Origin of the sequence: Larsenimonas suaedae (assembly GCF_023712105.1) — a bacterium.
Lineage (GTDB): Bacteria > Pseudomonadota > Gammaproteobacteria > Pseudomonadales > Halomonadaceae > Larsenimonas > Larsenimonas suaedae.
Genome location: NZ_JAMLJI010000003.1, coordinates 343,468 through 366,296, shown reverse-complemented (window position 1 = coordinate 366,296; position 22,829 = coordinate 343,468). Strand labels below are relative to the sequence as shown.

At 57.6% G+C, this 22,829-nt stretch carries 17 protein-coding genes; 8 read left to right on the top strand and 9 right to left on the bottom strand.

What is annotated here, in order from left to right; all coding sequences use genetic code 11:
- The first annotated feature begins 276 nt into the window (after nt 1–276).
- From NAT49_RS11220 to NAT49_RS11200, 5 genes are all read left to right on the top strand, one after another.
- On the top strand, nt 277–1,941 hold the full coding sequence (locus tag NAT49_RS11220) for a BCCT family transporter (RefSeq protein ID WP_251594206.1): 1,665 nt from the start codon (nt 277–279) through the stop codon (nt 1,939–1,941).
- A 225-nt stretch (nt 1,942–2,166) separates the two neighbouring features.
- Entirely contained in the window at nt 2,167–2,877 is a 711-nt protein-coding gene (locus NAT49_RS11215) for an extensin-like domain-containing protein (RefSeq protein ID WP_251594205.1), read from the top strand.
- Between the two features lie 63 nt (nt 2,878–2,940).
- On the top strand, nt 2,941–3,828 hold the full coding sequence (locus NAT49_RS11210) for a hypothetical protein (RefSeq protein ID WP_251594204.1): 888 nt from the start codon (nt 2,941–2,943) through the stop codon (nt 3,826–3,828).
- A 121-nt stretch (nt 3,829–3,949) separates the two neighbouring features.
- Nucleotides 3,950–4,438 (top strand): 5-(carboxyamino)imidazole ribonucleotide mutase, encoded by a 489-nt coding sequence (gene purE / locus NAT49_RS11205; protein ID WP_251594203.1) that lies wholly within the window; start codon nt 3,950–3,952, stop codon nt 4,436–4,438.
- A 51-nt stretch (nt 4,439–4,489) separates the two neighbouring features.
- Complete coding sequence (locus NAT49_RS11200) at nt 4,490–5,605, top strand: 5-(carboxyamino)imidazole ribonucleotide synthase (RefSeq protein ID WP_251594202.1); 1,116 nt, start codon at nt 4,490–4,492, stop codon at nt 5,603–5,605.
- A gap of 104 nt (nt 5,606–5,709) precedes the next feature.
- Here NAT49_RS11200 and NAT49_RS11195 read toward each other — a convergent pair whose 3' ends face one another.
- The 3 genes from NAT49_RS11195 to NAT49_RS11185 form a co-directional block, all read right to left on the bottom strand.
- A complete protein-coding gene (locus tag NAT49_RS11195) occupies nt 5,710–6,705 on the bottom strand; it encodes an acyltransferase family protein (RefSeq protein WP_251594201.1) in 996 nt (331 codons plus the stop codon).
- A 142-nt stretch (nt 6,706–6,847) separates the two neighbouring features.
- Nucleotides 6,848–8,098: an EAL and HDOD domain-containing protein gene (locus NAT49_RS11190; protein WP_251594199.1), complete on the bottom strand. Its 1,251-nt coding sequence runs from the start codon at nt 8,096–8,098 to the stop codon at nt 6,848–6,850.
- 122 nt (nt 8,099–8,220) lie between these two features.
- Nucleotides 8,221–10,581 (bottom strand): FdhF/YdeP family oxidoreductase, encoded by a 2,361-nt coding sequence (locus tag NAT49_RS11185; protein WP_251594198.1) that lies wholly within the window; start codon nt 10,579–10,581, stop codon nt 8,221–8,223.
- 162 nt (nt 10,582–10,743) lie between these two features.
- On the opposite strand from NAT49_RS11185, the gene NAT49_RS11180 reads away from it, so the two are divergent.
- Nucleotides 10,744–11,586 (top strand): SDR family NAD(P)-dependent oxidoreductase, encoded by an 843-nt coding sequence (locus tag NAT49_RS11180; RefSeq protein ID WP_251594196.1) that lies wholly within the window; start codon nt 10,744–10,746, stop codon nt 11,584–11,586.
- On the opposite strand, the gene NAT49_RS11175 is transcribed toward NAT49_RS11180, so the two are convergent.
- The 3 genes from NAT49_RS11175 to NAT49_RS11165 all read right to left on the bottom strand — a co-directional run bounded on the left by NAT49_RS11175 (nt 11,568) and on the right by NAT49_RS11165 (nt 17,505).
- Nucleotides 11,568–12,593, bottom strand: a complete 1,026-nt coding sequence (locus tag NAT49_RS11175; RefSeq protein ID WP_251594194.1) for an ion transporter — start codon at nt 12,591–12,593, stop codon at nt 11,568–11,570. The genes NAT49_RS11180 and NAT49_RS11175 overlap by 19 nt on opposite strands.
- Before the next feature lie 568 nt (nt 12,594–13,161).
- Nucleotides 13,162–16,083, bottom strand: coding sequence for an MASE3 domain-containing protein (locus tag NAT49_RS11170; RefSeq protein ID WP_251594193.1), 2,922 nt, complete (start codon nt 16,081–16,083; stop codon nt 13,162–13,164).
- 87 nt (nt 16,084–16,170) lie between these two features.
- Nucleotides 16,171–17,505, bottom strand: coding sequence for an MATE family efflux transporter (locus NAT49_RS11165; protein ID WP_251594192.1), 1,335 nt, complete (start codon nt 17,503–17,505; stop codon nt 16,171–16,173).
- 197 nt (nt 17,506–17,702) lie between these two features.
- Between NAT49_RS11165 and NAT49_RS11160 the strand changes: the two genes are divergently transcribed.
- The gene (locus tag NAT49_RS11160) at nt 17,703–19,100 is read left to right on the top strand and encodes an alginate export family protein (protein WP_251594191.1); all 1,398 of its coding nucleotides are present in this window, start codon (nt 17,703–17,705) and stop codon (nt 19,098–19,100) included.
- A gap of 79 nt (nt 19,101–19,179) precedes the next feature.
- Here the strand turns inward: NAT49_RS11160 and NAT49_RS11155 are convergent, their stop codons facing one another.
- The 3 genes from NAT49_RS11155 to NAT49_RS11145 form a co-directional block, all read right to left on the bottom strand.
- The gene (locus tag NAT49_RS11155) at nt 19,180–19,431 is read right to left on the bottom strand and encodes a YfhL family 4Fe-4S dicluster ferredoxin (protein ID WP_251594190.1); all 252 of its coding nucleotides are present in this window, start codon (nt 19,429–19,431) and stop codon (nt 19,180–19,182) included.
- Between the two features lie 53 nt (nt 19,432–19,484).
- Nucleotides 19,485–19,961: a pantetheine-phosphate adenylyltransferase gene (gene coaD, locus NAT49_RS11150; RefSeq protein ID WP_251594189.1), complete on the bottom strand. Its 477-nt coding sequence runs from the start codon at nt 19,959–19,961 to the stop codon at nt 19,485–19,487.
- Between the two features lie 71 nt (nt 19,962–20,032).
- The gene (locus NAT49_RS11145) at nt 20,033–21,913 is read right to left on the bottom strand and encodes a beta-ketoacyl synthase (RefSeq protein ID WP_251594403.1); all 1,881 of its coding nucleotides are present in this window, start codon (nt 21,911–21,913) and stop codon (nt 20,033–20,035) included.
- Nucleotides 21,914–22,135: 222 nt separating this feature from the next.
- Here NAT49_RS11145 and trmB point away from each other — a divergent pair, with 222 nt between their 5' ends.
- The gene (gene trmB / locus NAT49_RS11140) at nt 22,136–22,819 is read left to right on the top strand and encodes a tRNA (guanine(46)-N(7))-methyltransferase TrmB (protein WP_251594188.1); all 684 of its coding nucleotides are present in this window, start codon (nt 22,136–22,138) and stop codon (nt 22,817–22,819) included.
- Nucleotides 22,820–22,829 lie beyond the last annotated feature (10 nt).

The following is a 22,829-nucleotide window of genomic DNA, read 5'->3' as shown; positions in this document are numbered from 1 at the left end:
TAGTTCGCTATAGTTGTTATGTAATTTGCCGCGGTAAGCGGATCCGACAGGGGGGTGCCTAGTGCACCCCCTTGTTTCGTTTGAATCCTTCAATGGATCCACTTTTGGCCTTCAGCACTTGAGTCTTCAGCACGTTGGCCTTTAGTGAGTTTACTCATGAATAACGAAGAAAAGGGCAGCGCGGCAAAGTGATAGGAACGTCTGTCTGGGTACTTGGCGGGTGTATATCGACAGACGGGCTACCCACAAATAACAACAGGAGGACAAGCAACGCTTATGGCTTCCACTCAAAAATCCCATCGAGTGTTTTATACCTCAGCGCTGGTCATCGCGTGTCTGGTCGCGATAGGGGCGCTCATGCCGGAGCAGTTCGGCAATTACGCCAATACCGCCCTTGGTTGGGTGACCCACATCTTTGGCTGGTTCTATCTTTTCTCCGTATTTGGCTTCGTGATCTTTTTGCTGGCACTTGCGTTCAGCAAGTACGGAAAGATTCGCCTGGGGCCTCAGGAAAGCAAGCCGACCTACAGCTTCTTTTCCTGGGTCAGTATGCTCCTGGCGGCCGGCTTCGGGGTTGGGCTGGTGTTTTACGGCATGGCTGAGCCAATGACGCATTTCATGGCGCCGCCGTTTGGTGACGTCGACGGAAAAACGCCGGAATCCGCGCGCTTGGCCATTCAATATGCGTTTTTCAACTGGGGCGTGCATCAGTGGGCGGCGTTTTCAATCGTTGGGTTGATCATCGCCTACACCCAGTTTCGAAAAGGGCAAAGTGGCATGGTCTCGACCGTTTTATCGCCGCTCACGGCCAAGCTGCCAAAAGGGCGTCGAGTGGGTGATGCGCTCGATGTGTTCGCGGTCGTTGCGACCGTAATGGGGGTGGCCACCTCCATTGGACTTGCCGTGCTTCAGATCAACGGTGGTCTGCACTTCGTCTTCGGGGTTCCCGAGGGCATGCTGTGGCAGTTCATCATCACAGGGGCGATGTTTCTGTGTTACATGGCCTCGGCGGCCTCCGGGCTCGATAAGGGCATCAAGCGACTGTCCAATCTCAATATGGGGCTGTGCCTTGGCCTGATGTTCTATGTGCTGTTCACCGGCCCGACCATCGCGATCCTTCAGACCATTACCATGGGCATCGGGGATTATCTTCAGAATTTCATTGGCATGAGCCTTCGCATGTCACCCTATGGCGGTGAGGACTGGGCGAGCTCCTGGACCGTGTTCTACTGGGCCTGGGTAATTGCCTGGTCGCCGTTCGTCGGGACGTTCGTTGCGCGGGTGTCTCGCGGGCGCACAATCAAGGAGTACGTCTTTGGGGTGTTGATCGTGCCACCGCTGCTTGCGTGTCTCTGGATCGGGGTATTTGGCGGCGCGGCGCTGCACATGGATCTGTTTCAGGGCGCGCAGCTTGCTGAAGCAACCGACAGCAACATCACCACGGCGCTGTTCAAGATGTTCGATCTAATGCCGTTTTCGGGCGTGCTGTCGTTCATCGCGATGATTTTGATCTTTATCTTTCTGGTGACCTCGGCCGATTCCGCGTCCTACATCGTGTCTCAGATGACGGATAACGGCTCGCTCAATCCGCCGCTTTATAAGCGCATCGTGTGGGGCGTTCTGATCGCGGCGATCTGTTTGACGCTTCTGGTGGCAGGCGGGCTCAAGGGGCTGCAGTCGGCCTCGGTACTTTCGGCGCTTCCGTTTACCTTTATCGTGTACGCCATGCTGTATGTGCTGCTCAAGGAGCTTCGAAGCGACCGCAAGGCCATGTTGACGCATCTTTATCGTCGCCACGATGAGACGCCTGTGGGTGCGGATATCTTTGAAGCCGATGAGCTGTCCGGCAATGTGGGCGAGCGCATCAAGCGCTCACCGCGCACCGTCAATCGACGCATCAATACCGAGCGTAACGGCCATTCGAGCGATCAGGAATCGTAAAAGATACGACAGATAGCTATAGATAATTACAGCGATTTGTTTTAGCTATTAGGGTGTTAAGCGTTAGCAGGCTAACATATGGCGGTGTTCGAGACGCCAGACTCGAACCGTTGTTGTGACGCCGATGTGACGTCAGACAGCACACTCCTTCCAATCCCATGCCCTGCATGGGATTTTTTATGCGCAGTGCCTTGGCTATGCTGTGTTAAACAGCGAGGAAAGCCTATGCGTTGGCTATTGGCAATCGGCGTCATCTTGATGGGTGTCCTGCTTTGGGGCATGTATGCACAGGCTAAATGGTCACCGGTTCCCCCCGCCTACAACCCCTTCGCCCCGCTTGCGATCAAGGATCCGATCACCTGGATGACTCGGTGGAAACTGGCACGGCTTGAAGGCGACGCCGACCGGTGCTGGGAAACCCTGGCGCAGGAGCAAAACGACCGTTCTGAGCTGAACATTGTGGCTCAAAAACCCCTCGAGCTGGGTCAGTGTCGGCTCGAGCGGGCCGCTCGCGTATTTGAAACCGGCGTGCGGTTCAATGCGTCCTTTCTGGCAAGCTGCCCGTTGGCGGTCAGGTGGCTGATGTTCGAGCGTCATCGGCTACAGCCCATCGCCGAACGAACCCTTGGCAGCCCTGTACGCCAGGTCGTGCATTACGGAAGCTTTGCCTGTCGAAACGTGTACAACCGGCCCGAAGGGCGGCGCAGCGAGCACGCCACGGCTGATGCGTTCGACCTGGCGGGTGTGGTGCTGGACGATGGGCGTCGATTGACACTTGAGCGTGAATGGGACGATGGCGGCGAGCGCGGGCTATTTTGGCATCAGGCGTTTGATGGGGCCTGTGACGTGTTCGGTACGGTACTCGGGCCCGAGTACAACCAGGCGCATCGCAATCACTTTCACATGGGCCTTCGCCGGTATGGGTTTTGTCGATAGCTGAAAAAAATGCGCAGATGGTCGTTATAGCGGTACCACCCCTTTACATACAGCGTAGCTCCCATGATCAAGCGATCCGGCACTCATTATCCCCGTGCGTATTTCGATACAGTGGCTGCGTTCGTTCAGCAGGTAACGAAACAGGTGCCGAGCGAGCTGGTCGTGAGTCAGGATACGTCAAGGTCGTGCATGACGCCCTTGAAGCTCTATTTCATCGATGAGCATGAAGCGCGCATCAGCCTTCTTGGGGTATTGAGGTTCGACCCCGAGCGTATGGCCGGTCATGGGGCGCTGCCGTTGCAGCCGGGGCGCTATCCGGTGCCCGAGGGAATGTATCGCTACCTGGTTCAGGTGATCACCCAGCGCCTGGCCTGGAACCAGCACAGCGATCACGGGTTTGCCACCGAGTGGTTGACTCATGGCCTCTGGGACACCTTGGCCTGTCGTATCGAAAACAGCAACCAGCTGACCGATTACACCCCCTCATTCTCCGACAGCGCCTTTCCCTACCTGGCTCGGGTGACATTCAACGGCCAGCCGTACCGGTTTCAGATTCTTGGGCGTCAGCACGACTATCTGGTCGGCCGACCGTTTCGGGAATACCACGTGGATTCCGGCAATCTACCCGACACCTTTCCCGGGCGAGAATGGCTTGCCGAGAATTCGGTACTCAATCACCGGCTCATGTTCATGAGCGACTGCGCGTATCTGCTGCCTGAGCTCTGTGTCGATCAGCCCGCGCCCTGGTTCGAGCCTGAATCGATGACGCCTCCCGAACAGGCGTGTCAGATGCTTGCTCAGGTCGTTGGGCTGTCTTCCTATCTAAGTGACGATCAACCCGGGGCACTGGCTACGTCAGAGCGGGCGACGCGCTCTTCGATTCTCCCTGCGCTCGGGGGAGCCGCGGTAGTTGCAGGGCTTGCCGTACTGACGGTCATCATGTGCCTTTAAGCGCCTTTTCTCCCATCCGTTTAAGCGCTATCCTGCGCCGTTTCCCTAATTGTACGTTCTGGCATCCAGTCGGCTGATCCAAGGCACGGCTCGGTGCGTTATTGATCAATGGAGAAGCGCCATGGCACCTAGAGTCGGAGTCATCATGGGGTCAACATCGGATTGGCCGGTAATGGAACACGCCACCCAGATGCTGGAGCGGCTTGGCGTTGAGTTTGAGGTCAAGGTGGTCTCGGCGCATCGAACCCCGGATCTGCTGTTTGAGTATGCAAAAGGCGCCGCCGAGCGTGGTCTCGAGGTCATCATCGCCGGTGCTGGCGGCGCGGCGCACCTGCCGGGCATGGTGGCGTCCCAAACGCCGGTGCCGGTTCTTGGCGTTCCGGTGGAATCCAAGTCGCTCAAGGGGCTGGATTCACTGCTTTCCATCGCTCAGATGCCGGGTGGGGTGGCCGTTGGTACGCTGGCGATTGGCAAGGCCGGGGCCAAGAACGCCGGTCTACTGGCCGCTCAGATCGTTGGCACGCACGACGCTTCAGTGCGAGAGGCCGTGGACGCGTTTCGGGCTGAGCAGACTCAGGCCGTACTCGATACGCCGGATCCCCGTGTATAATGGCCTCTGAAATTTATTGATGTTCACTTTTCGGCTTCTGGTGTAAAGCGCATGCGTATAGGGATCTTGGGAGCAGGCCAGTTGGGGCAGATGCTCGCTTTGGCGGGGTATCCGTTGGGCAACCGTTTTTCATTTCTTGACCCGGGCGGGCGGCCAAGTGCCGACATCGGTCATGTTCTGACCGGCAGTGACTCGGAGGCCGTTGCGGCGTTTTCCGAGGCGTCCGACCTGATCACTTATGAGTTCGAGCATCTGGATGTGGCGCTTGTTGAGGCGCTCGAAGCCAAGATGCCCGTCTTTCCATCCAATCGCGCACTCAAGGTGTGTCAGCATCGCGGTGAAGAAAAAGCGCTGTTCTCGAGCCTTTCCATTCCAACACCTGCGTATCGTCTGGTCGGCAGTGCCGCCGAGCTTGAAGCGGCAGTGAAGGCGCTTGGGGCGCCGGTGGTTGCCAAGTCCGTGACCGAAGGTTATGACGGCAAGGGCCAGGCCGTGCTGCGCGCGCCCGACGAAGCGTTTGATGCGTGGAACGCGATCGGCCATCAGCAGCTTGTGGTGGAAGCCTTCGTCGAGTTCGAGCGTGAGGTGTCCATCATTGCGGTGCGAAGCCGAACCGGAGAGCTTGCATTCTATCCGATGGCTGAAAACCATCACCACGAAGGCATTCTGCGGTATTCGATGGCGCCGATGCCGGATGTGTCCGAGGCAGTGCAGCGCCAGGCCGAGGCGTATATTCGGGCACTGCTTGACGCGCTCGAGTACGTCGGCGTTCTGACGCTTGAGCTTTTCCAGAACGCCGATGGCACATTGCTTGCCAATGAGATGGCCCCGCGGGTGCATAATTCCGGCCACTGGACGCAAGACGGCGCGGTTACCAGCCAGTTCGAAAACCATCTTCGAGCGATCCAGGGATTGCCGCTCGGGTCGACGCGAGCGCTGCATCCGACCTGCATGATCAACCTGATCGGAAAGGACGTCGACACAGAGGCGGTGTTGAGCGAGCCCGATGCCCACCTGCACCGTTACGGCAAGGAAGAGCGGGCGGGCCGAAAGATTGGCCATATCAATCTGACGGCGCCGGATCATGCCGAACTGTTCGAGCGGCTCGACCGAGTACGATCAAACGTGCCCGATGCGCCAGCGCCACGGTTTCTTGCACGCCCCTGATTGAGACGTCTGTAGATCGGCTGTGAGGGTATTTCCCTCATAAAAACGCCGCCCCGGTTTTCGGGGCGGCGTTTTTTTTCGAAACACGCAGCGATGGTCCGGTATCAGGTCAGGCGACGCTTGATCCAGCCTGAAACCCGTTTCTCGATCAGCTCGAAGCTCAACCAGGAAAGCACCATGATTGCCGGGATGCACAGGGCAAAGGTGAGGTAGGGGCTCAAATCAAGCCGCTGTCTAAGCAGATAGTCGCTGCTCCAGAGCACGATGATGTGCACCAGGTAGACCGAATAGGACCAGTCGCCCATGTGTTTCAGCCACCGATGCCTTCGAAACCACGGCTCCATGGCGATCACGCTGCTGACGATCAAGACGCTCGGAATGCCCCAGGTGAACAAGCGGTACGGTGTCTGGTCGTCAAAATTAAGAAGGAACGCGGTCGATATCGCAATGGTTGCCAAAGGCACCCACAGGCCTTCGGGCAGGCGATTCCTTCGATAGAGCATGCCAAGGCCGAGACCGAAGACGAACTCATAGACCATGGGGTCGGTATAGAAGCTGCTGACGAAGGGCTGGTGGGCAAGAATAGGGCAGACCAGGGTGACGAGCGCCAATACCAGCCACAGTCGATAGCGCTCGTTGACTGCGAACGACAGCGCAAAGATCGTGTAGAACAGCATTTCGAAGTTGAGCGACCATCCCACCGGAAGAATCGGGTAGAGGCCGAAGCCGCCCGGGTTCTGAGACGGCAGAAACAGCAGCGAATAGATCAGTTCCTTGACGCTCACGCCATAGACCGGCATCACATCGCCTGCAAAGGCAATGATCGCGGCAGTGATCAGCGTGAATAGCCAGTAGGCTGGGGCAATGCGAGCGAGGCGGTGTATCAGGAAGGTCGTGGTCGGCATATGCTTGCCTGCCGTGGACACGTAGATCACGAACCCGCTGATGATAAAGAACAAATCCACGCCGACCTGGCCGCGGGTCGATAACAGATGGCCCATCAGCGTCGAGGACTTGAAGTCGAAAAAGACCTGCATGAAGTGATGGAAGACGACCAGCCAGGCCGCCAGGGCGCGCAGTCCTTGCACGGAAACAAGCATGTGGGTTCCTCAATGGCCGTTCGTCGTTGAAGCGAAGGCTATGACCATTGAACGCGCCACCCTATCCGTTGCAGGCGCGTTTTTAACAAATCGCTACGTCGTGGTGGCTGATGTTTTCAAACGAAAGGCGGTGAGCTGCGCTTTAAAGCAGCGGCACCTTGGCGCTTTCCAGAGCCTGCATATAGGCGCGGTGGATAAGGTCGGGGGTGATGCCATGGTCGAGCAGGGTCGTCCAGCGGATAGAGCTCCACTGACCGTTTTCATAATAGCGCGTTGTCTCGAGCAAGAGCCCAAGCGTGCCTTCGTGATGAGTCAGGGCCCGCGTGATGTCGGCATGCAGGGGCAGAGCATCCAGAATGTGTGTGAGCGGGGTCTTGAAAAAGGCGTCCAGATACGAAAAAAGGCCCACCGTGAACGCGCTGTCGCTGATGCCCTCGGCAAAGTGAGCGGCCGCCAGGCTCTGGCAAAAAAACGCGCGAGTCAGCGCCAGCTTGGGAAGCGCTGAACTGACGTTGAGCTGTGCAAGGGCCATGAGGCAGGCCAGCTGCCGGATGCGTTCAAGTCCAAGCAGGATAATGGCCTGCTTTATGGAGGCGATCTCGGTCGAGCGCTGGTGATGCGCCGAGTTGACCAGCTTTAAAAGGCGAACACTTAGTACGGGGTCCTGCTGAATGATGCGAGCGACCTCGGTTGCGTGCACGTCAGACTCCTGGAACAGCGCAAGAAGCTCAAGGCTTGAGGCGGCAGTGCCTTGAACCAGACGGTGCTTGCCTTCGATCAGCGTGGGGCGCGCCAGGAAATAGCCTTGAAAAAAATCGAAGCCCGCCAGTCGGCAAAGCTCGAAGTCTTTTTGGGTTTCCACCTTCTCCGCCAGCAGTTTCGCCCTCGGGTTACGCCGTTTCAGAGCGGTCACCACGCGCAACAATGCCATGTCATCGTCATAGGCTGGAAAGTCGACCTTGATGATATCCACCAGTGGCACAAAGGCATGATTGGCATCCTTCAGGGCGTAGTCGTCCAGTGCCAGCGTGTGTCCAAGCCCCTTGTAGTACTTGAGGCGCTCGACCATGGCTTCGGTCTGGGGAACGTCTTCGAGCACTTCGATCACCAAGTGGCGTGTGTCGAAGGGCACCTCGGACTCGAGCGTTTCCTCGGTAAAATTGATGTAGGCGCGGGTGTCGTCGCAGGCGTGCTCAATGGAAGTGTCGAGAAAGGCGTTGAGCAAAACGGTACAGGTGGCCTGATGGGCATCGGTGCCGTCTGATAAGCCCTTGCCATCGGTGTGACGAAACAAGAATTCAAACCCGTGAAGCTGGCCTTCGCGATCGAAAATCGGCTGACGCGCATAGAGGATATTGTGGGAGGGGGAGCCTGGCGGCGTCGAGGCGAGCATTCAAGGTTCCTACGATTGAACGTGGGTTGCTCTACTTGTATCGACGTTGGCTTAAATTACTTTATACGATGCAAAAGCGCGCCTTAAAAGGCGCGCTTTTTTCGAAGGTCCTGCGCGTTCAGTTACCCCGTCGCGAGCAAACCGGTCTGCTTCTCTATTTCCTGGGTATCCATCAACTCGATGGTGACCGGAACCGATTTTCCAGCAATGGTGTTGCTGCGCTCATCCCGATAGCCAATGGGAATGAGAGGGTTGGTTTCGGGGTAATAGCTTGCGATACAGCCGCTTGGAATGTCGTAAGGCACAACTTGGAAGCCGGCCACTCGACGGGCGATGCCATCTTCTGCAACCGTTGAAAAGGCGATCTTGTTGCCTGCCTCCAGACCATATTTTGCCATGTCGTCCGGGTTCATCATCGCTACCATCCGTGTGCCGTAGATGTCGCGGTAGCGATCATCCAGTGAGTAGACGGTGGTGTTGAACTGGTCATGACCGCGGGTCGTCAAAAGCTGAAAATGTGTCGCCTCGGGCGCGGACATGCTTGAGTCCAGTCGCGCGGCATCGAACAGGAAGTTGGCCCGGTCCGTGTCGGTAAGCCACACCCGCTCTCGGGCGGCGTTATAGAGGTGGAAGCCACCGGGCGTCTTGATGCGCTCGTTGAAGTTCGTGAAGACATCGGGAAACACTGCCTCGATCTTGTCGCGAATGCGGTCGTGATCCTCGCTCATCCAGGCCCAGTCCACCTTGGGATAAACGGGCAATGTAGCACGTGCGATGTCGCTGATGATCGTGACTTCCGAGCGCAAGCGAGAAGAGGCCGGCTCAAGCTCGCCGGTCGAGGCGTGCACCATGCACATGCCGTCTTCAACTGTACTTGCCTGGGGCAGTCCAGCCTTGACGTCCCGTTCAGTCTTGCCAAGACACGGCAAAATATAGGCCTTCTTGCCATGAATCAGATGGCTTCGGTTAAGTTTGGTCGAGATCTGAACGGTCAGGTCAAGCTTATCGAGCGTTGCGGCCATTACACGTTCCTGGTCGGCAATGGCGCGAAAGAAGTTGCCACCGAGGCCAACAAACGCTTTGACGTCACCGCGCAAAATCGCTTCGCAGCACAGAGCCACATCGTGGCCGTGTTCACGCGGGCAGGTGATGTCGAAGGCCTTGTCGAGGCCTGAAAGCATCTCTTCGGTAGGTTTATGGAAAATGCCTACCGTTCGATCGCCTTGAACGTTGGAGTGGCCTCGAACCGGGCAGGCCCCAGCGCCACGCTTGCCGATGTTGCCCCGCAAGAGCAGCAGATTGATGATCTGATGAATCGCGTCGCCGCCGTAACGGTGCTGGGTAATGCCCATGCCCCAGCAGGCGATGACGCGCTCGCTGCGACGGTACGTGTCCGCGGCGTCTCTCAGTTCATGTTCACCAAGACCAGAATGGGCCTCGAGCGTGTGCCAGGAAAGCCCTCTGCAATAGTCGACGAACGCTTCGAACCCATGGGTATGCGCTTCGATGAATTCGTGGTCAAGTACCGGCTTCTCGCCATGCGCCTGGGCCTCGTCATCGGCTTCGATCAGGGCCTTGCACATGCCTTGAATGGCTGCAATGTCACCCCCGATGCGCAACTGATAGTACTGGCTACTGATGTCGGTGCCGTTGGGGCGCATCATGTCGGCCGGGCTTTGAGGGTTTGCGAACTTGACCAGCGCCTTCTCGCGCAGCGGATTGAACGTCACCACCTTGCCACCCCGATGAACAAGGTTGAAAAGCTCGCCCATCATTCGCGGACTGTTGGTGCCGGCGTTCTGGCCGAAAATGAAGACGGCGTCGGCGTGGTCGAAATCATCGAGCGTAGTTGTGGCCTTGCCGACGCCCAGGCTCATGGGCAGGGAGACGGTGGTGGTCTCATGGCACATGTTCGAGCAGTCGGGGAAGTTGTTGGTGCCGTAGAGACGCCCGAGCAGTTGAAACATGAAGGCCGCTTCGTTCGAGGCGCGCCCGGAGGTGTAAAACTCGACGTCGTTGGGGTCGTCGATGGCCTTTAATTCAGCCCCGATCTCGGCGATGGCCTGATCCCACTCGACGGCTTCGTACTTGTCGGATGCGGCGTTGTAGCGCATTGGGTGGGTCAGGCGCCCCTGGTCTTCCAGTGCGTGATCAGACCATTCGAGCAGCTCGGTGACCGTGTGTTTTTCAAAAAACTCAGGCCCCGTGCGCTTATGGGTCGCTTCCCATGCGACGGCCTTGGCGCCGTTTTCACAGAATTCGGCCATGTGCGGCTTGACCGGGTCCGGCCATGCACAGCTTGGGCAGTCAAACCCATCGGGCTTGTTCATCTTTAAAAGAAGCTGGTTGCCCTTGAAGGGGATACGCTGGCGCAGCATGTGCTGTTCGACCGCTTTCAAGGCAAGCCAGCCGCCACCGGGGGATGACGCGTGGTCCTGAGTGCCATGAAGGTCGTTTGAAAAGGTGGTGGAGGTCTCGTCCATGAGGCACCTCTATGCGATAGACGTAAGAAGACGCCATACCCTTACGGGTACGGCGACGCGAAATATTCGCGAAATGACGGTAGTTCGTTAACCTTAGTTGGGCATCTGATGTATCGCGAACAGTAGATGCTTATGTATCGAAAATAGAGCGGGGACGATGGCATGAGTCAGTTGAAAGCGCCTCGAGCGCTGGTTACCGGATGCTCAAGCGGCATCGGACAGGCGTTGGTGAGTGCGCTATTGGATACGGGCTATGAGGTCATCGCGACGGTACGTCGTGATGAGGATAAAGCCACGCTCGAGCGTTTGGGGGCAACGGTTGTTCTTTTGGATGTAACCGACAAAGACGGTATCGACGCGCTGATCGCATCGCTTGGTGACTCGGCGGCGTCAAAGGCGCGAGGGCTCGATCTGCTGATCAACAACGCCGGATTCGGCGCCATGGGGCCGGTGCTTGACTTCGAGGCGAAGGCGCTTCGAGATCAGTTCGAAACCAATGTGTTTGCCCCGATTCTACTGGCCAAGGCGTGCCTGCCTCTGCTGCGCACGGCGCGCGGCGTGGTGGTCAACATAGGCAGCGTGGCGGGGGAGGTAAGCTCGCCCTATGGCGGCGTGTACTGTGCGTCCAAGGCAGCGCTTCATCGGTTGAACGATGCCATGCGTATGGAGCTCGCCCCGCTCGGCGTCGATGTCATTCTGGTTCGACCGGGCGCGATCGAATCACGGTTTGGCAAGCGGGCACGTTCTGAGCTGGCCGCGCGCCAGTCCAGTCACTCGGCCTGGCAGGTCTATAAAAAAGGCATTGACCGGCGTGCGGCTTCTTCCGAGCTGTTGTCCTCGACGCCGGCCAGTACGCTTGCCGCCCGGCTGATCAAGGCACTTAAAAAGCGCCGCCGTCCCGCCTTGATTCGTGTGGGCAACGGCGGTGTATTGCTGCCACTCATGGTTGCCGTTCCTGCCCGGCTACGAGACTGGTTGTTCCGTCGCTATTTCGGGTTACGTTGATCCCGGTCGTTATCGTGGGTGCCAACGCCGTATTCAAACTTCCATTGCTGGGTCTGAATCTGGTGCTTGATGACCTCGATAACCTCGACCATGACTTGCTCGACCTCTCGGTTGGCGTGGGTGGAGTCTTCGACCCAGGCGTCGAAACCACTGCTTAAAAGCTCCCTGGCAAGCGTTCTTGACCCCGTTTGATTGATCTGGCGTACGCCGCTGTCGATCAGGCCGATAAGCGCCTGGGCGAGGCTTCGTTCCAATCCCTTTGCAATCTGGTCGCCCATCGGTAGTTGCCGCAACTTGGCAATATCGGGGTTGGTCGAGACGCTCCCCGCGATAACCGCATCGACCGCCTCCAAAATGTCATCACGGTGCTTGCCGTAGCTGGTAAGGATCAGGCGGCTGGCCCGGTCGGCCAGATCGTCCACCAGTGCGTCCTTGCGGGGCAGTAAAACATCGTTGGTAATGCGCTCGACCAGCTCGCCATTGTTGGTCAATTCATACTGCACATTGGTCAGTAGCTTGACCGCAACTCGGTCAGAAAGCTCTTCCATCAGGATCTGATAGTACTTGTGCACGAAGTTGTAGATTGGCCATTGGCGAATATCGATGGCGCCCATGCGCTGAAGGCGCACTGCCAGACCGATGACGCGCAGCACACGGAGCAAACGAAAGCCGCTTACCGGGATGCACCCCAGCACGTCGTACCAATGAATAAAGGGATAGAAAAACCAGCGGTGGTAGCGACGCTCCCTGATCGCGACCAGCCAGCCGGCCAGAACATCAAGAATCAGAAACGCGACGAAATAGAGGTCAATGGCCACAAAGTTCTGGTGCAGATAGCGCGCATTCTCTGCAAGCCAAGCCGGCCCGCTATCAATTAACGAAGCGACCGGGGCCAGACCGTACAGGCTGTCGAACAGGATCAGCAGCAGGTTGAGTGCAACCACGACAATGATGAATGTATCCCACCAGGCGTGAAGTCTGTCCCGCTGAGACGTGGTTGTAGCCATGCAAGCTCCTTTGATGCGTAAACTGATCAAACGCCAGTCTAGACACGCACCGCTCTAAAGAACACCAACTATCGCGTTAAAGAACAGCAACTATCGCGTATTGGTTGGCATCAGCGAGTGATACTGCGGTGGGAGTATAGTTGCATGGAATATGAGAAGCTCTTTATGTGACAAGATCGCATTAAAAAAGGGGAGAGCTGATACTTTCAAAGAGCACAGTGTTCGCTAAAGTAAAAACAGGACGACAACAATATCCAAACCTTAGCGGGATGCTTATGACAAAGGTAACCAATAGCGTGCGTTCCTCCTCGGGATCGGCCTATATCTGCCATTGGCAGACGTCGGAACAGCGGGTGTTCTGTCAAAACGAGCGATTGAGCCTCTATCCCCGACGCTTTTCGTCGCGTATGGCAAATGAGTACAAGGATTTGCCTTCGCCACGGAGCACCGCGCATCCGACGTCAACACGTCGGGAGTGATGAACGGTTTTAGCCGGCGTTGAACCACAAGGTGGTTCTGACTGAGCCGTTATTGTTGGCGATGGGTTGGTGAATTCAGCGAGGGGCGATCAGCGGCTATGAGACAGGGAGTGCTCAGCCGAACAGACGATTCGAGCGCGTCCCTGTGCCTTGGCCTGATAGAGCGCGCTATCGGCGCGCTCTATCAAAATGGCTGGATCGAGTGTTGCATGCGTGGCTTGAGCTATGCCTGCCGAGAAACTGAACCCCTCCACCACATGGCCGTTTGACGCCACTTTTTCTGACATGACTCCGTCAAGAAGACTTTGAACCCTTCTGTGTGCCCCCTCCATGGATTCATTGCTCAAAATCAGTACGAACTCCTCACCGCCGAAGCGACAGGCCATATCCGTCGCGCCTAGGCACCGCTCGATCATGCCTGCCAGGCGCCTAAGCACTTCATCGCCCATGTCGTGGCCATAGGTGTCGTTCAAGGTCTTGAAGTGATCGATGTCCAGAAAGACCAGTGTCAGTGGCAACGTGTCAGAAGCCGCGCTCAGTCGAGCCGGAAGCTCGCGGTCAAGCTGACGGCGATTGTAGAGTTTGGTTAGCGGGTCCCGGTAAGCTTCCTGATGCAGACGTTCTCGAAGCCTTAGATTCAAGACCGCAAGAATCATCGAGTTGATGCAGTCGCGGGCGTATTGCTGTAGCCATTCCTGGTCGACCGCGTCCTCGAGTGGGGTGTCGAGCTCGAGTGAGCCAATACACCGTTCACCGATCATGATGTCCTCAAGCACCGTAAATGTAACGTTGAGAGGTATGTCAGGCGCCCATTCACGCTCGGTGGGGTCACTCAGCTCGTCGATCGTCAGGTGAAGAACACCTTGGGTGCCTGGAAAGCAAGAGGGTATGTCCTGCGTAATGACCGAGGCGACGGCCTCGAACGTCGTTGCGCCATGCATTCGTTTACTAAGAGACGTGAGTTGCTTGCGACTAAGGCTTTGGGTCTTGAGGCGCGCATTGGCCCTGCTGAGTGCTTGTTCGGCACGTTTTCGGTCTTCGATGTCATGAACGATGCAAAACATCAGTAAGTCACCTTCGATACGCACGGGGCCTATATGCACCTCCACGGCGCGGTATTCGCCGTGGGCCGTACGGTGCGTGGTCTCGAACTGCAGGATCGAATGCAGCTGTGCCTGCATGAGACGCTGTTTGACGTTGCTTTCGGGTTCCCCGCTCAGCGCCTGAATCGTCATTGTGCGAAGGGTTGAGAGGTCATGACCGTAATAATCCGCGGCCAGTGGGTTTGCATCGTATATGGCGCCATGAACCGGGTCGATCAGCAGTTTTATGGCATTGCCGCTTTCGAAAATGCCCTGATAGAGTGCCGCGTTTTCGGTCAGTAGATCGGTTGCGTGGCGGCGTTCGTTGATGTCTTCGGCAAGCACCAGATAAAGCGGTTCATTGGCCAGCGCCAGCAGATTCCATTCGATCCAGCGGTTAGAGCCTGCTGCGGTATCCAGCTGATATTCGCGTCGAAACGTAACCGGAAAATACGCCTCTCTCGGAGGCGCGATGTACTCTCGCCAGTCGACGAGCAGCCGTCGAACATCCTTCCCGTCAAGGCCATTGAACAGCCGGGCTTTTTTCAAGGGCGCCTGGGTATGAGGAAAGAGTTCGGCCATGGCGGAATTCGATTCCTGAATAGTACCCTCTGCATCGATCAGAGCCATCCCGAGAGGGGAGGCATCGAACATGGCTTGAAGCCGTCCTTGTGTCTGTTCGAGTTTCCACTCCTGCGCCTTTCGCTGGTCGATGATGGTGATCGTGCCGACCACACGAAGGGGATTATGCTTGGCATCGTGCTCCATGGCCTGGCCGTGAACTTCAACCCATACCCAGTGGCCATGGGCATCGAGGAGGCGGTGTTCGTGGTGAATTGCAGGAGCGCCATCATATAAATGTCTATGGCAGACCTGCTTCAGGCCGGGGAGGTCGTCAGGATGTACCTGCGCCCATATATGCTCGGCTGGCCCGTTCAGAATCTCCAGGTTGGTATGGCCAAGCATGCGATGAGTTTGTGGCGAGTGGTAGGCGTCGTTCTTCAAGACGTCGTAGTCCCATACGCCGGTTTTCGACCCATGAAGGGCGTATTGCCAGCGCTGCTCTGCGTGGGCGAGCGCCTGCTTGGTCTGAGCCAGTTGGCTGTAGGGTTGTTTGAGGCTTGCAAGAAAGGTGGCTCGAAAGACCAGAGCGTAGGCCATTAGCTTATAGACATGGCCAATGAGGCTGTAACCGTCATAGGACGATGCATAAAGCGTGAAACAGATTTCCGAAAGCCCGGTGATCCATGCCGCTGCTGCAAGTTGCCGGGTATCGACAAAGTTCGATAATTTGCGATTGAAGTAAAGAATGACGCCTGCGCACAGGCTTGCCACCACGAAGGTCCACTCGACCATAATCTTGACGGTTGTCAGGCCTTTGCCGTCCTCGTAAAGCACCGGCAGGGCCGTGCCTTGCATGACAATGAGGCAGGTCGCCATGAAAAAGAGCGCACCGAGACCACAGCCATACCAACGGCTTCGCGCAGGCCACAGGGCCGCGCCTGCAAGCCCTGCGATCAAGAGCGCCCCGACCGAGCAGAATCGGCCCAGTATCCAGTAGCGTAGCGTTAAATCCATCGAGGCCGGCTGACCCAGAAAGGCAGGCATGCCGGGGAAGGTCAGCGTGTGTAATAGGTCAAACAGTGCAGAAAGGCCATAAAGCGTTGCCATCAGCACGATCGCTCTAGGAATCTGTCGCTGATAGCCCATGATCAGTGCGGCCACTGCCATCAGCGCCAAGATAATAGCGGCCATTTCCACCAGCGTATGGAGGCTCAGGTAGTGCATCGGCCGCCAGGCAGTATAACCCGAAGAAATCTGGCTATACCCAAGCAGCACCGCCAAAAGACCCAGTGTGAACAGGGTGTAGCGGTCATTTAGAAGAAACCGTCGAAAACTAAATGTGTGTAGATGGCCGATCAAGCGCATGCCTAAACCCCTGGTCGTATGGAGTCAGATGATTGTAATCTAAATTAATCTATTGTTGCTTAATGAAAGTGCCTCGCGGGTCATTTCCTAGGGTGATGACGAAGAGCGACACCATTGCGCGCGTCGTTTGCGACGATAAACCAGCCCAAGGCTTGCCGATCTCACCAGCATGAACATCGTAAAGGAAAGCCAGAGGCCGGTATTGTCGAGCGGGCGGGTCATCAGCCAGCACGCAAGATAGATGGCAAGCGATATCACCATGGTGTCGCGCATGGCCCGAGTCTGAATGGCGCCGATGAAAATGCCGTCCAGCAAATAGCTCCATACCGCCACGAGCGGCAGGATGATTACCCACGGCAGGTAGGTCGCGGCATAGTCTCGAACCTCATCGATGTCGGTTAAAAGCCCGATCAGCTCATTCCCGAATCCCAGAAAGGCTAGGGACGCCGTGACCGCCGTCAGTAGCGAGAACAGAGTACAGGCGCGAACGTCGCGACCGAACGCGTCCCAGTCACCGGCGCCGACAGCCTTGCCGGTCAGAGCCTCCGCTGCATTGGCAAACCCGTCCAGCCCATAGGAGGTCATCATGACCAGCTGCATCAATACCGCGTTGGCCGCAAGCGTCACCGTATCCATGCGGGCGCCCTGCGCGGTGAAAAAAGCCATCGCGAACAATAGGCACAAGGTGCGTACGAACAGATGGTGATTGACTCGAAAGAGTTCGCCATAAGCACGCCATCGAAACAGACGCTCCGGCTGCCAGTGCCCGCCTACCGAGGCAAGCTGGCGCGCGACCAGCAAGAGCCCGAGCGTGCAGGCCGAATAATCGGCAATGACGGTGGCGGTGGCAACGCCATCGCTCTTGAGGCCAAAACCAAGCACAAACCACAGATCCAGCACGATATTGATCGTATTGCTGGTGACCATTAAAAGCAGGGTGACGCGGCTGTTCTGCTGCCCTAAAAACCAGCCGATGATGGCGTAATTGGCAAGGACTGCCGGCGCCGAGAGGATTCGAATATGGGCGTAGCTGGCGGCGAGTGCTTGAGTGTCGGATGACCCTTGAAGCAGCCAGAGCCCGAACTCGATCAAGGGCGTTGAAAATGCGATCAGGGCCAGGCCGATCCCAAGGGCCATGAGCAGCGATTGCCCAATAAGATGCCGCACGGCGCTTGAATCCTCGCGCCCAACCGCTTGTGACGTCAGTCCGGTCGTTCCCATTCTTAAAAAGCCAAAGCCCCAGAACAGAAAACTGAAAAGCGTCGCCCCGAGAGTGACCGCAGCCAGATAGCGCGCATCGCTCAAGTGACCGACCACTGCCGTGTCGACCAGGCCCAGCAAGGGCACCGTAATATTGGAAAGAATGATCGGCCATGAAAGCCGCCACACCTTGGCGAAAGCGTTTGGTGATGTCGAGAGCATCAGAATGTCCAGCGTAGTCAAAGCGAAAGCCGAAAGGGCCGAGCGAGCAAAGGGCCGGCAACAATAAAGAAATGGTACGTCATTATCGGATCGAACGGTCTACGCTTTTGTTTTTTCATGAGAAACCCATCGAAGCGAGGCAGTGTGATGAGGTTTTACTTCGAGCCGAGCCTTCGGCTCCGTTTTTGGACTAGGTAATGCAACAACGAGCAATCAGGACACGCGCACGTCACGCCATCCTCTGGCTCAGCGCACTCGAGGCCGGCATGGTGATGACAGCGTCAGCGCAGGCAGCAGTAACCGATCTGGATTACATCGACCCCGGTATTCAGGAGCCTTCTGCGCCACATACGCTGTATGAAAGTGATTCAGGGGTTCGGCTTTATGGCGGGTTCAAGGCGTTCGCGTTTGGCGCTGCGACCAAAAACGCCAATTTCGGCGCCACACGCTCGATCGGAGGCTCGCCTACACGGCAAAACCCCGGCTGGTGGGAGGCCACGGCGATGCCCACGCTTCGCGCTGAACTCGATACGGGGCGGAGCAAGGTGTTCGCAGGGCTGACCGCGGTCACCAGCATGACCCGGGGCAACAGGTACGGCGATGCGTCGGGGGCGACGCCTGGTCATCCCGAAAACGCCCGGATCGATCGCGCCTACGTCGGTTGGCAAAGCGGTGCGCTTTTTGATGCGCTGGACGACGACGCCATCACGCTGTCACTCGGCCGACAGCAGTTCATGTTTGGCGAGGGTTTTTTGATCGGGGATGGATTCACCGACACTGGAAAATATGGCGGCTACTACATCGGCGCAAGCCAGGGGTTCAAGAACGCGGCTGTGGCCTCATTTGACTCGGGCGGCGTTCATGCCGATCTGTTTCGCCTTGAGGCCGACAAGTACAAGCAGGGCGGCCCGGACGTTGAAACAACCCTCAATGGCATCAATGCGTCCTATACGTTTGCCGAGCGCGCCAAGCTGGGCGGTGCCTATTTGAAGATCGAAGACAGCGACACACAGAGCCGCGACGGCATGTCGGTCTGGAACGTACGGCTCAAGGGCAAGCCTCTTGAACGCCTGCCGGGCTGGGCGCTCGGGGGTCAGTACGTGCACGAGCGCAACGATGCCCAAAATCTCAGCGAGCACGCCTGGTATCTCCAGAGTACCTACACCTTTACCGAAACGCCCTGGCGGCCCGAAGTGGCCTATCGCTACGCCGAGTTCAGCCCACGCTACGATACATTGTTCTACGAATTCGCAGGCGGTTGGGGTAACTGGTTCATGGGGGAGGTTGTCGGTGAATACATGCTGTTCAACAGCAACTTGAAGGTCGGCATGCTGAAAGCTTCGATCGCCCCGAGAGACGATCTGGAAACGGGGCTTCTGGCCTATCGCTTTCGCCTCGATGATGCAGACGTTGCCGGGGCTGGCAGCGACGAGTTTGCAAAGGAGCTGGATGTTTACGCCAACTGGCGCGTCAGCGAGCGTTTGACGCTCTCGGGCATCTACGGTGTCGCCTTGCCCGATGAGGGCGCCGAAGACATTTTCGGGCGTGACGAGCCATCCCAGATTGTCGAAGTGCTGGCGACCTACGCCTTTTAGATGGTTTGTCTTGCATCAGAGGCAACGAAAACGGCCACCTCAGGGTGGCCGTTTTTTTATACGCGACGCAGAGCTGCTGTTAGCCGGCGGCCACGATGCGCTGATACTTCTCCATCAGGGCGTCTCGGGTTTCCTCGCGCTCGGGGTCGAGTGGAATACAGTCGACCGGGCACACCTGCTGGCACTGAGGCTCATCGAAATGCCCCACGCACTCGGTGCAAAGGCTCGGGTCGATGACATAGATTTCTTCCCCCGGAGAGATCGCCCCGTTAGGGCATTCCGGTTCGCAAACGTCACAGTTGATGCACTCATCGGTGATCATCAAGGACATGACTGAGTACCTCGTGGTCAGGCGGCCATGGGGCCGCCGGGTGTCAAATGGGGTCAGTGAAAGTGTTGCTGAAGCGCGCTGGCGACAACTGGATGCACCATGGCCGTGACATCGCCTCCAAGCCGTGCAATTTCGCGCACGATCGTCGACGAAATGTAGGAGTTCTGAACTTCCGGCGTCAAAAACAGGCTCTCGATATGCGGCGCCTGCGCACGGTTCATGTTGGCAAGCTGAAGTTCGTATTCGAAATCCGATACTGCCCGCAAGCCACGCAAAATGATTCGGCCGTGATGCTGTTCGATCAGTTCGGTCAGCAGGCAGCTGAACCCGACGACTTCGACGTTATCCAGGCTTTCAAGCACATTTCGCGCAAGTGTGACGCGCGTATCGAGCTCCAGTGCCGGTTTCTTGCCTGGGCTTGCCGCAACAGCCACCACGATCTTGTCGAACAGGCGCGCTGCCCGTTCGATCAAATCCGTATGACCGTTGGTAATGGGATCGAAGGTCCCGGGGTAGACTGCAATGTTCATGCCTTGCCTCATTGCGGTACCGATCCTGGCATCCTGATGCATCCTAGACGAAAGAAAGGGGCGCGAGCCATTTATTCGCCATCCAATCGACCGAACGGGTTGTTCGCTTTCAGTGATACCGGGTGTGCATAACCGGGAATATCGAGTGCGTCATCACGCATCTCGAGTTCGTGACCATCCAGCACGCCTTCACCGAATCGATAGCAGGGCTCGAAGTGGCCCTGTTGCGCGCGTGTCTCGTAGTTGGCCGCATCGGCAAGCCGCTCATCGCGTCGATGGCGCCATTGTGTCATGGCCTTCTCGCCGTGGCGCTTGGTGAGAAGTCGCTCGGTGACCTCGGGTGACAGAATCGGTGCGGTAGCGTTATTGCCCCCGAAGCCCTTGGCATTGACGAAGCTCACATCGGCCTCAATTGGGCGGGTCGAGAATGAAAAGGCCAAGCGGTCGGCGACCACGTCGTCGGCGATCGCATCGATCGATTCGATGCCGGGCATCAGGCCGTACTCGAACGTGCCGAGGGCGCTTGCGATCTGATCGCCCGGCGCACTGCCCTGAGAGTGTCCGATAAACGATTTAATTGCGGCCACCGGCCACTGCTCGATGCCGAACGCGCGCGCCACGGTATCAAACACGTGGGACTCGGTGATGCGATTCTTGGGAGTGCTTGTGCCGTGCGCATGGAGATAACTGCGCTGGCGAATCGCGGTATCACCGAGAATGTCTCGAGCAAGGCTGACGCTTTTACCGAGCGTGACGTAATTGCCGATGCCGGGGGCGGAAATCGAACGCTTCCAGCCGTCGGCATTGACGAACACATCCGGCACTGATCCAAGAATCTGGGCGCCCAGTTCAAGCGCAAGCCCATCATCCATCAGTAGAATGAACTGGGCCGACTCGGCGATGGTAAAGCCGCAGTTGAGGGCGAACGGACGCGATGCGCGCTGGTAGTCCTCATCGGTAAGAAGCTCCAGCGCGTCCAAGGCCTTGAGGCTTGCATCGTCGGCCAGCGCACTCATCACGCGAAAGCCCTCGACCACTTCAGGCGTGATGGGGGCGTCAGAGGTGCCTACCATGACCACTCGTCGGCGGCCGTGCTTGATGTCTTCGGTGGCCAGGCGCAGGTTATAAAGAAACGTCGCGCAGGCGCCCAGCATGCCGCCGGTTGCGCCGACACTTCCAAGCACATAGGCATTGAGGAAGTCGGCCGGCATCTGGCCGTAACCAAGCGGCATCTGCTTGGACGTGGCGCGCTGGCCGGTGACAAAGCTTTGCAGCAGGCCACCCCAACCGTTTTGATCGAGCTGTCCGATGGAGTTGCTGGCGTAGACGGCCACCTCGTCCGGGTCGAGCCGGTCGATGATGGTCTGCCACTCGAAGCCGCTCTGGCCGAGGCAGTCCGAGGCGCCAAAAATGGTCATGGCAAGCCCACGCGGGTGGTGCACGCTTCGATAGAACGCGCTCGGCTCGAACCCGGTCGGCAGTTGACCGGCGCTTTTGACCAGAGCGTCGCGGTTCTCGGGCAATAGCAGATCCAGTGGCCCGGCAGGCACCGTTACTTCGACCTTTCGCTTGTCGATGTCGCGAACATCCCAGTGCGCTGGCGGCGGGTCGGGCAGTTGGCGCCGGCTGAGCATGAACGTCAGAGGGGTCTCGAGCGACAGCTGCGCCTTCTTGTTGGCCGCAATCCCATGGTCACCGAACTGTGGATCTTCGATCCGGCGAATGTTGGTATGCGCAAGAATCCAGTCGCGATGACGTGCAATCATCGTCTCTTGATCCATGGAAGAGCCATCGGCATCGATCCATTGGCCATCCTCGAAGGACGCACGCGCCATGAGCGTGGCAAGGCCCGTCAGCGTATAGCGCTTTTCCGCATCGGGGAGCGCGTCTAACACCGTACGTTTGTAGGATTGATGGCTCGAGGTTCTGCCGGCAGCGTTGATGCCGCCCATGCCGACGATCACCGGTAACTGTGACAAGCCGCGTCCCTCGTAAAACGTTCATATCGACGATCGCCCGTGCAGTCATCATGCTGTCATGGGCGTACAATCCTGCGATGATAGCATCGCACGCACGCTCGCGTCATGCTGAGCCGAGGCTTAAGAAATGCCCGGGCTGCCAGGGCTTGCCCATCCGGCGTATCATGCGAGTTTTGCTGGTTTGGACCCGAGGCAATGAAGGCAGATTCTTCCCCCATTTTCACCAATCAGACAGGCGTTCACGACAAGCTTCAGGCGCGTGTGTCCAGAGCTCTGGGCGCGCATTGGCAGCGCCCGATCGCTGCACATTCCCAGGCCGCATTCGATGACGTGACCGAGTCGATCTCGAGCGCCCAGGCGCCCCTGATTCTGGATTCCGGCTGCGGTGTCGGCGTCTCCACTCGAAAACTTGCCGAGCGATTTCCGGATCACTGGGTGATCGGCATTGATCGCAGCGCCGACCGATTAAGCCGCGACCACGGCCCGGTACCGGACAACGCCCGGCTGGTCCGGGCCGATCTGGTGGATATCTGGCGCCTGGCGCTGGCAGCCCGGTGGCAACCGACACACCATTTTCTGCTTTACCCCAATCCGTATCCAAAAGCGCGCCACTTGAAGATGCGTTGGCACGGGCACCCAGTTTTTCCGGCGCTGGTTGGTCTCGGTGGGCGACTCGAGCTGCGCTCGAACTGGCAGCTCTATGTCACGGAGTTTGCGCAGGCACTGACGCTTGCCAATGCCTCCGCGTCGCCTGATGTGGCTGCGTTTTCGCCAGGCGGTGCGTATTTGACGCCGTTCGAGCGCAAATACGACCTGAGTGGTCAGACCCTGTGGCGACTTCACGCCGATTTAACGTTCGACATAAGCCTTCTGCCTTAGCTTTCTAATA

What these genes read in the sequence shown, in the direction of transcription:
- NAT49_RS11220 (WP_251594206.1), top strand. Translation starts at nt 277, where the DNA reads ATGGCTTCCACTCAAAAATCCCATCGAGTGTTTTATACCTCAGCGCTG.
- NAT49_RS11215 (WP_251594205.1), top strand. Translation starts at nt 2,167, where the DNA reads ATGCGTTGGCTATTGGCAATCGGCGTCATCTTGATGGGTGTCCTGCTT.
- NAT49_RS11210 (WP_251594204.1), top strand. Translation starts at nt 2,941, where the DNA reads ATGATCAAGCGATCCGGCACTCATTATCCCCGTGCGTATTTCGATACA.
- purE (WP_251594203.1), top strand. Translation starts at nt 3,950, where the DNA reads ATGGCACCTAGAGTCGGAGTCATCATGGGGTCAACATCGGATTGGCCG.
- NAT49_RS11200 (WP_251594202.1), top strand. Translation starts at nt 4,490, where the DNA reads ATGCGTATAGGGATCTTGGGAGCAGGCCAGTTGGGGCAGATGCTCGCT.
- NAT49_RS11195 (WP_251594201.1), bottom strand. Translation starts at nt 6,705, where the DNA reads ATGCTTGTTTCCGTGCAAGGACTGCGCGCCCTGGCGGCCTGGCTGGTC.
- NAT49_RS11190 (WP_251594199.1), bottom strand. Translation starts at nt 8,098, where the DNA reads ATGCTCGCCTCGACGCCGCCAGGCTCCCCCTCCCACAATATCCTCTAT.
- NAT49_RS11185 (WP_251594198.1), bottom strand. Translation starts at nt 10,581, where the DNA reads ATGGACGAGACCTCCACCACCTTTTCAAACGACCTTCATGGCACTCAG.
- NAT49_RS11180 (WP_251594196.1), top strand. Translation starts at nt 10,744, where the DNA reads ATGAGTCAGTTGAAAGCGCCTCGAGCGCTGGTTACCGGATGCTCAAGC.
- NAT49_RS11175 (WP_251594194.1), bottom strand. Translation starts at nt 12,593, where the DNA reads ATGGCTACAACCACGTCTCAGCGGGACAGACTTCACGCCTGGTGGGAT.
- NAT49_RS11170 (WP_251594193.1), bottom strand. Translation starts at nt 16,083, where the DNA reads ATGCGCTTGATCGGCCATCTACACACATTTAGTTTTCGACGGTTTCTT.
- NAT49_RS11165 (WP_251594192.1), bottom strand. Translation starts at nt 17,505, where the DNA reads ATGCTCTCGACATCACCAAACGCTTTCGCCAAGGTGTGGCGGCTTTCA.
- NAT49_RS11160 (WP_251594191.1), top strand. Translation starts at nt 17,703, where the DNA reads ATGCAACAACGAGCAATCAGGACACGCGCACGTCACGCCATCCTCTGG.
- NAT49_RS11155 (WP_251594190.1), bottom strand. Translation starts at nt 19,431, where the DNA reads ATGTCCTTGATGATCACCGATGAGTGCATCAACTGTGACGTTTGCGAA.
- coaD (WP_251594189.1), bottom strand. Translation starts at nt 19,961, where the DNA reads ATGAACATTGCAGTCTACCCCGGGACCTTCGATCCCATTACCAACGGT.
- NAT49_RS11145 (WP_251594403.1), bottom strand. Translation starts at nt 21,913, where the DNA reads ATGGGCGGCATCAACGCTGCCGGCAGAACCTCGAGCCATCAATCCTAC.
- trmB (WP_251594188.1), top strand. Translation starts at nt 22,136, where the DNA reads ATGAAGGCAGATTCTTCCCCCATTTTCACCAATCAGACAGGCGTTCAC.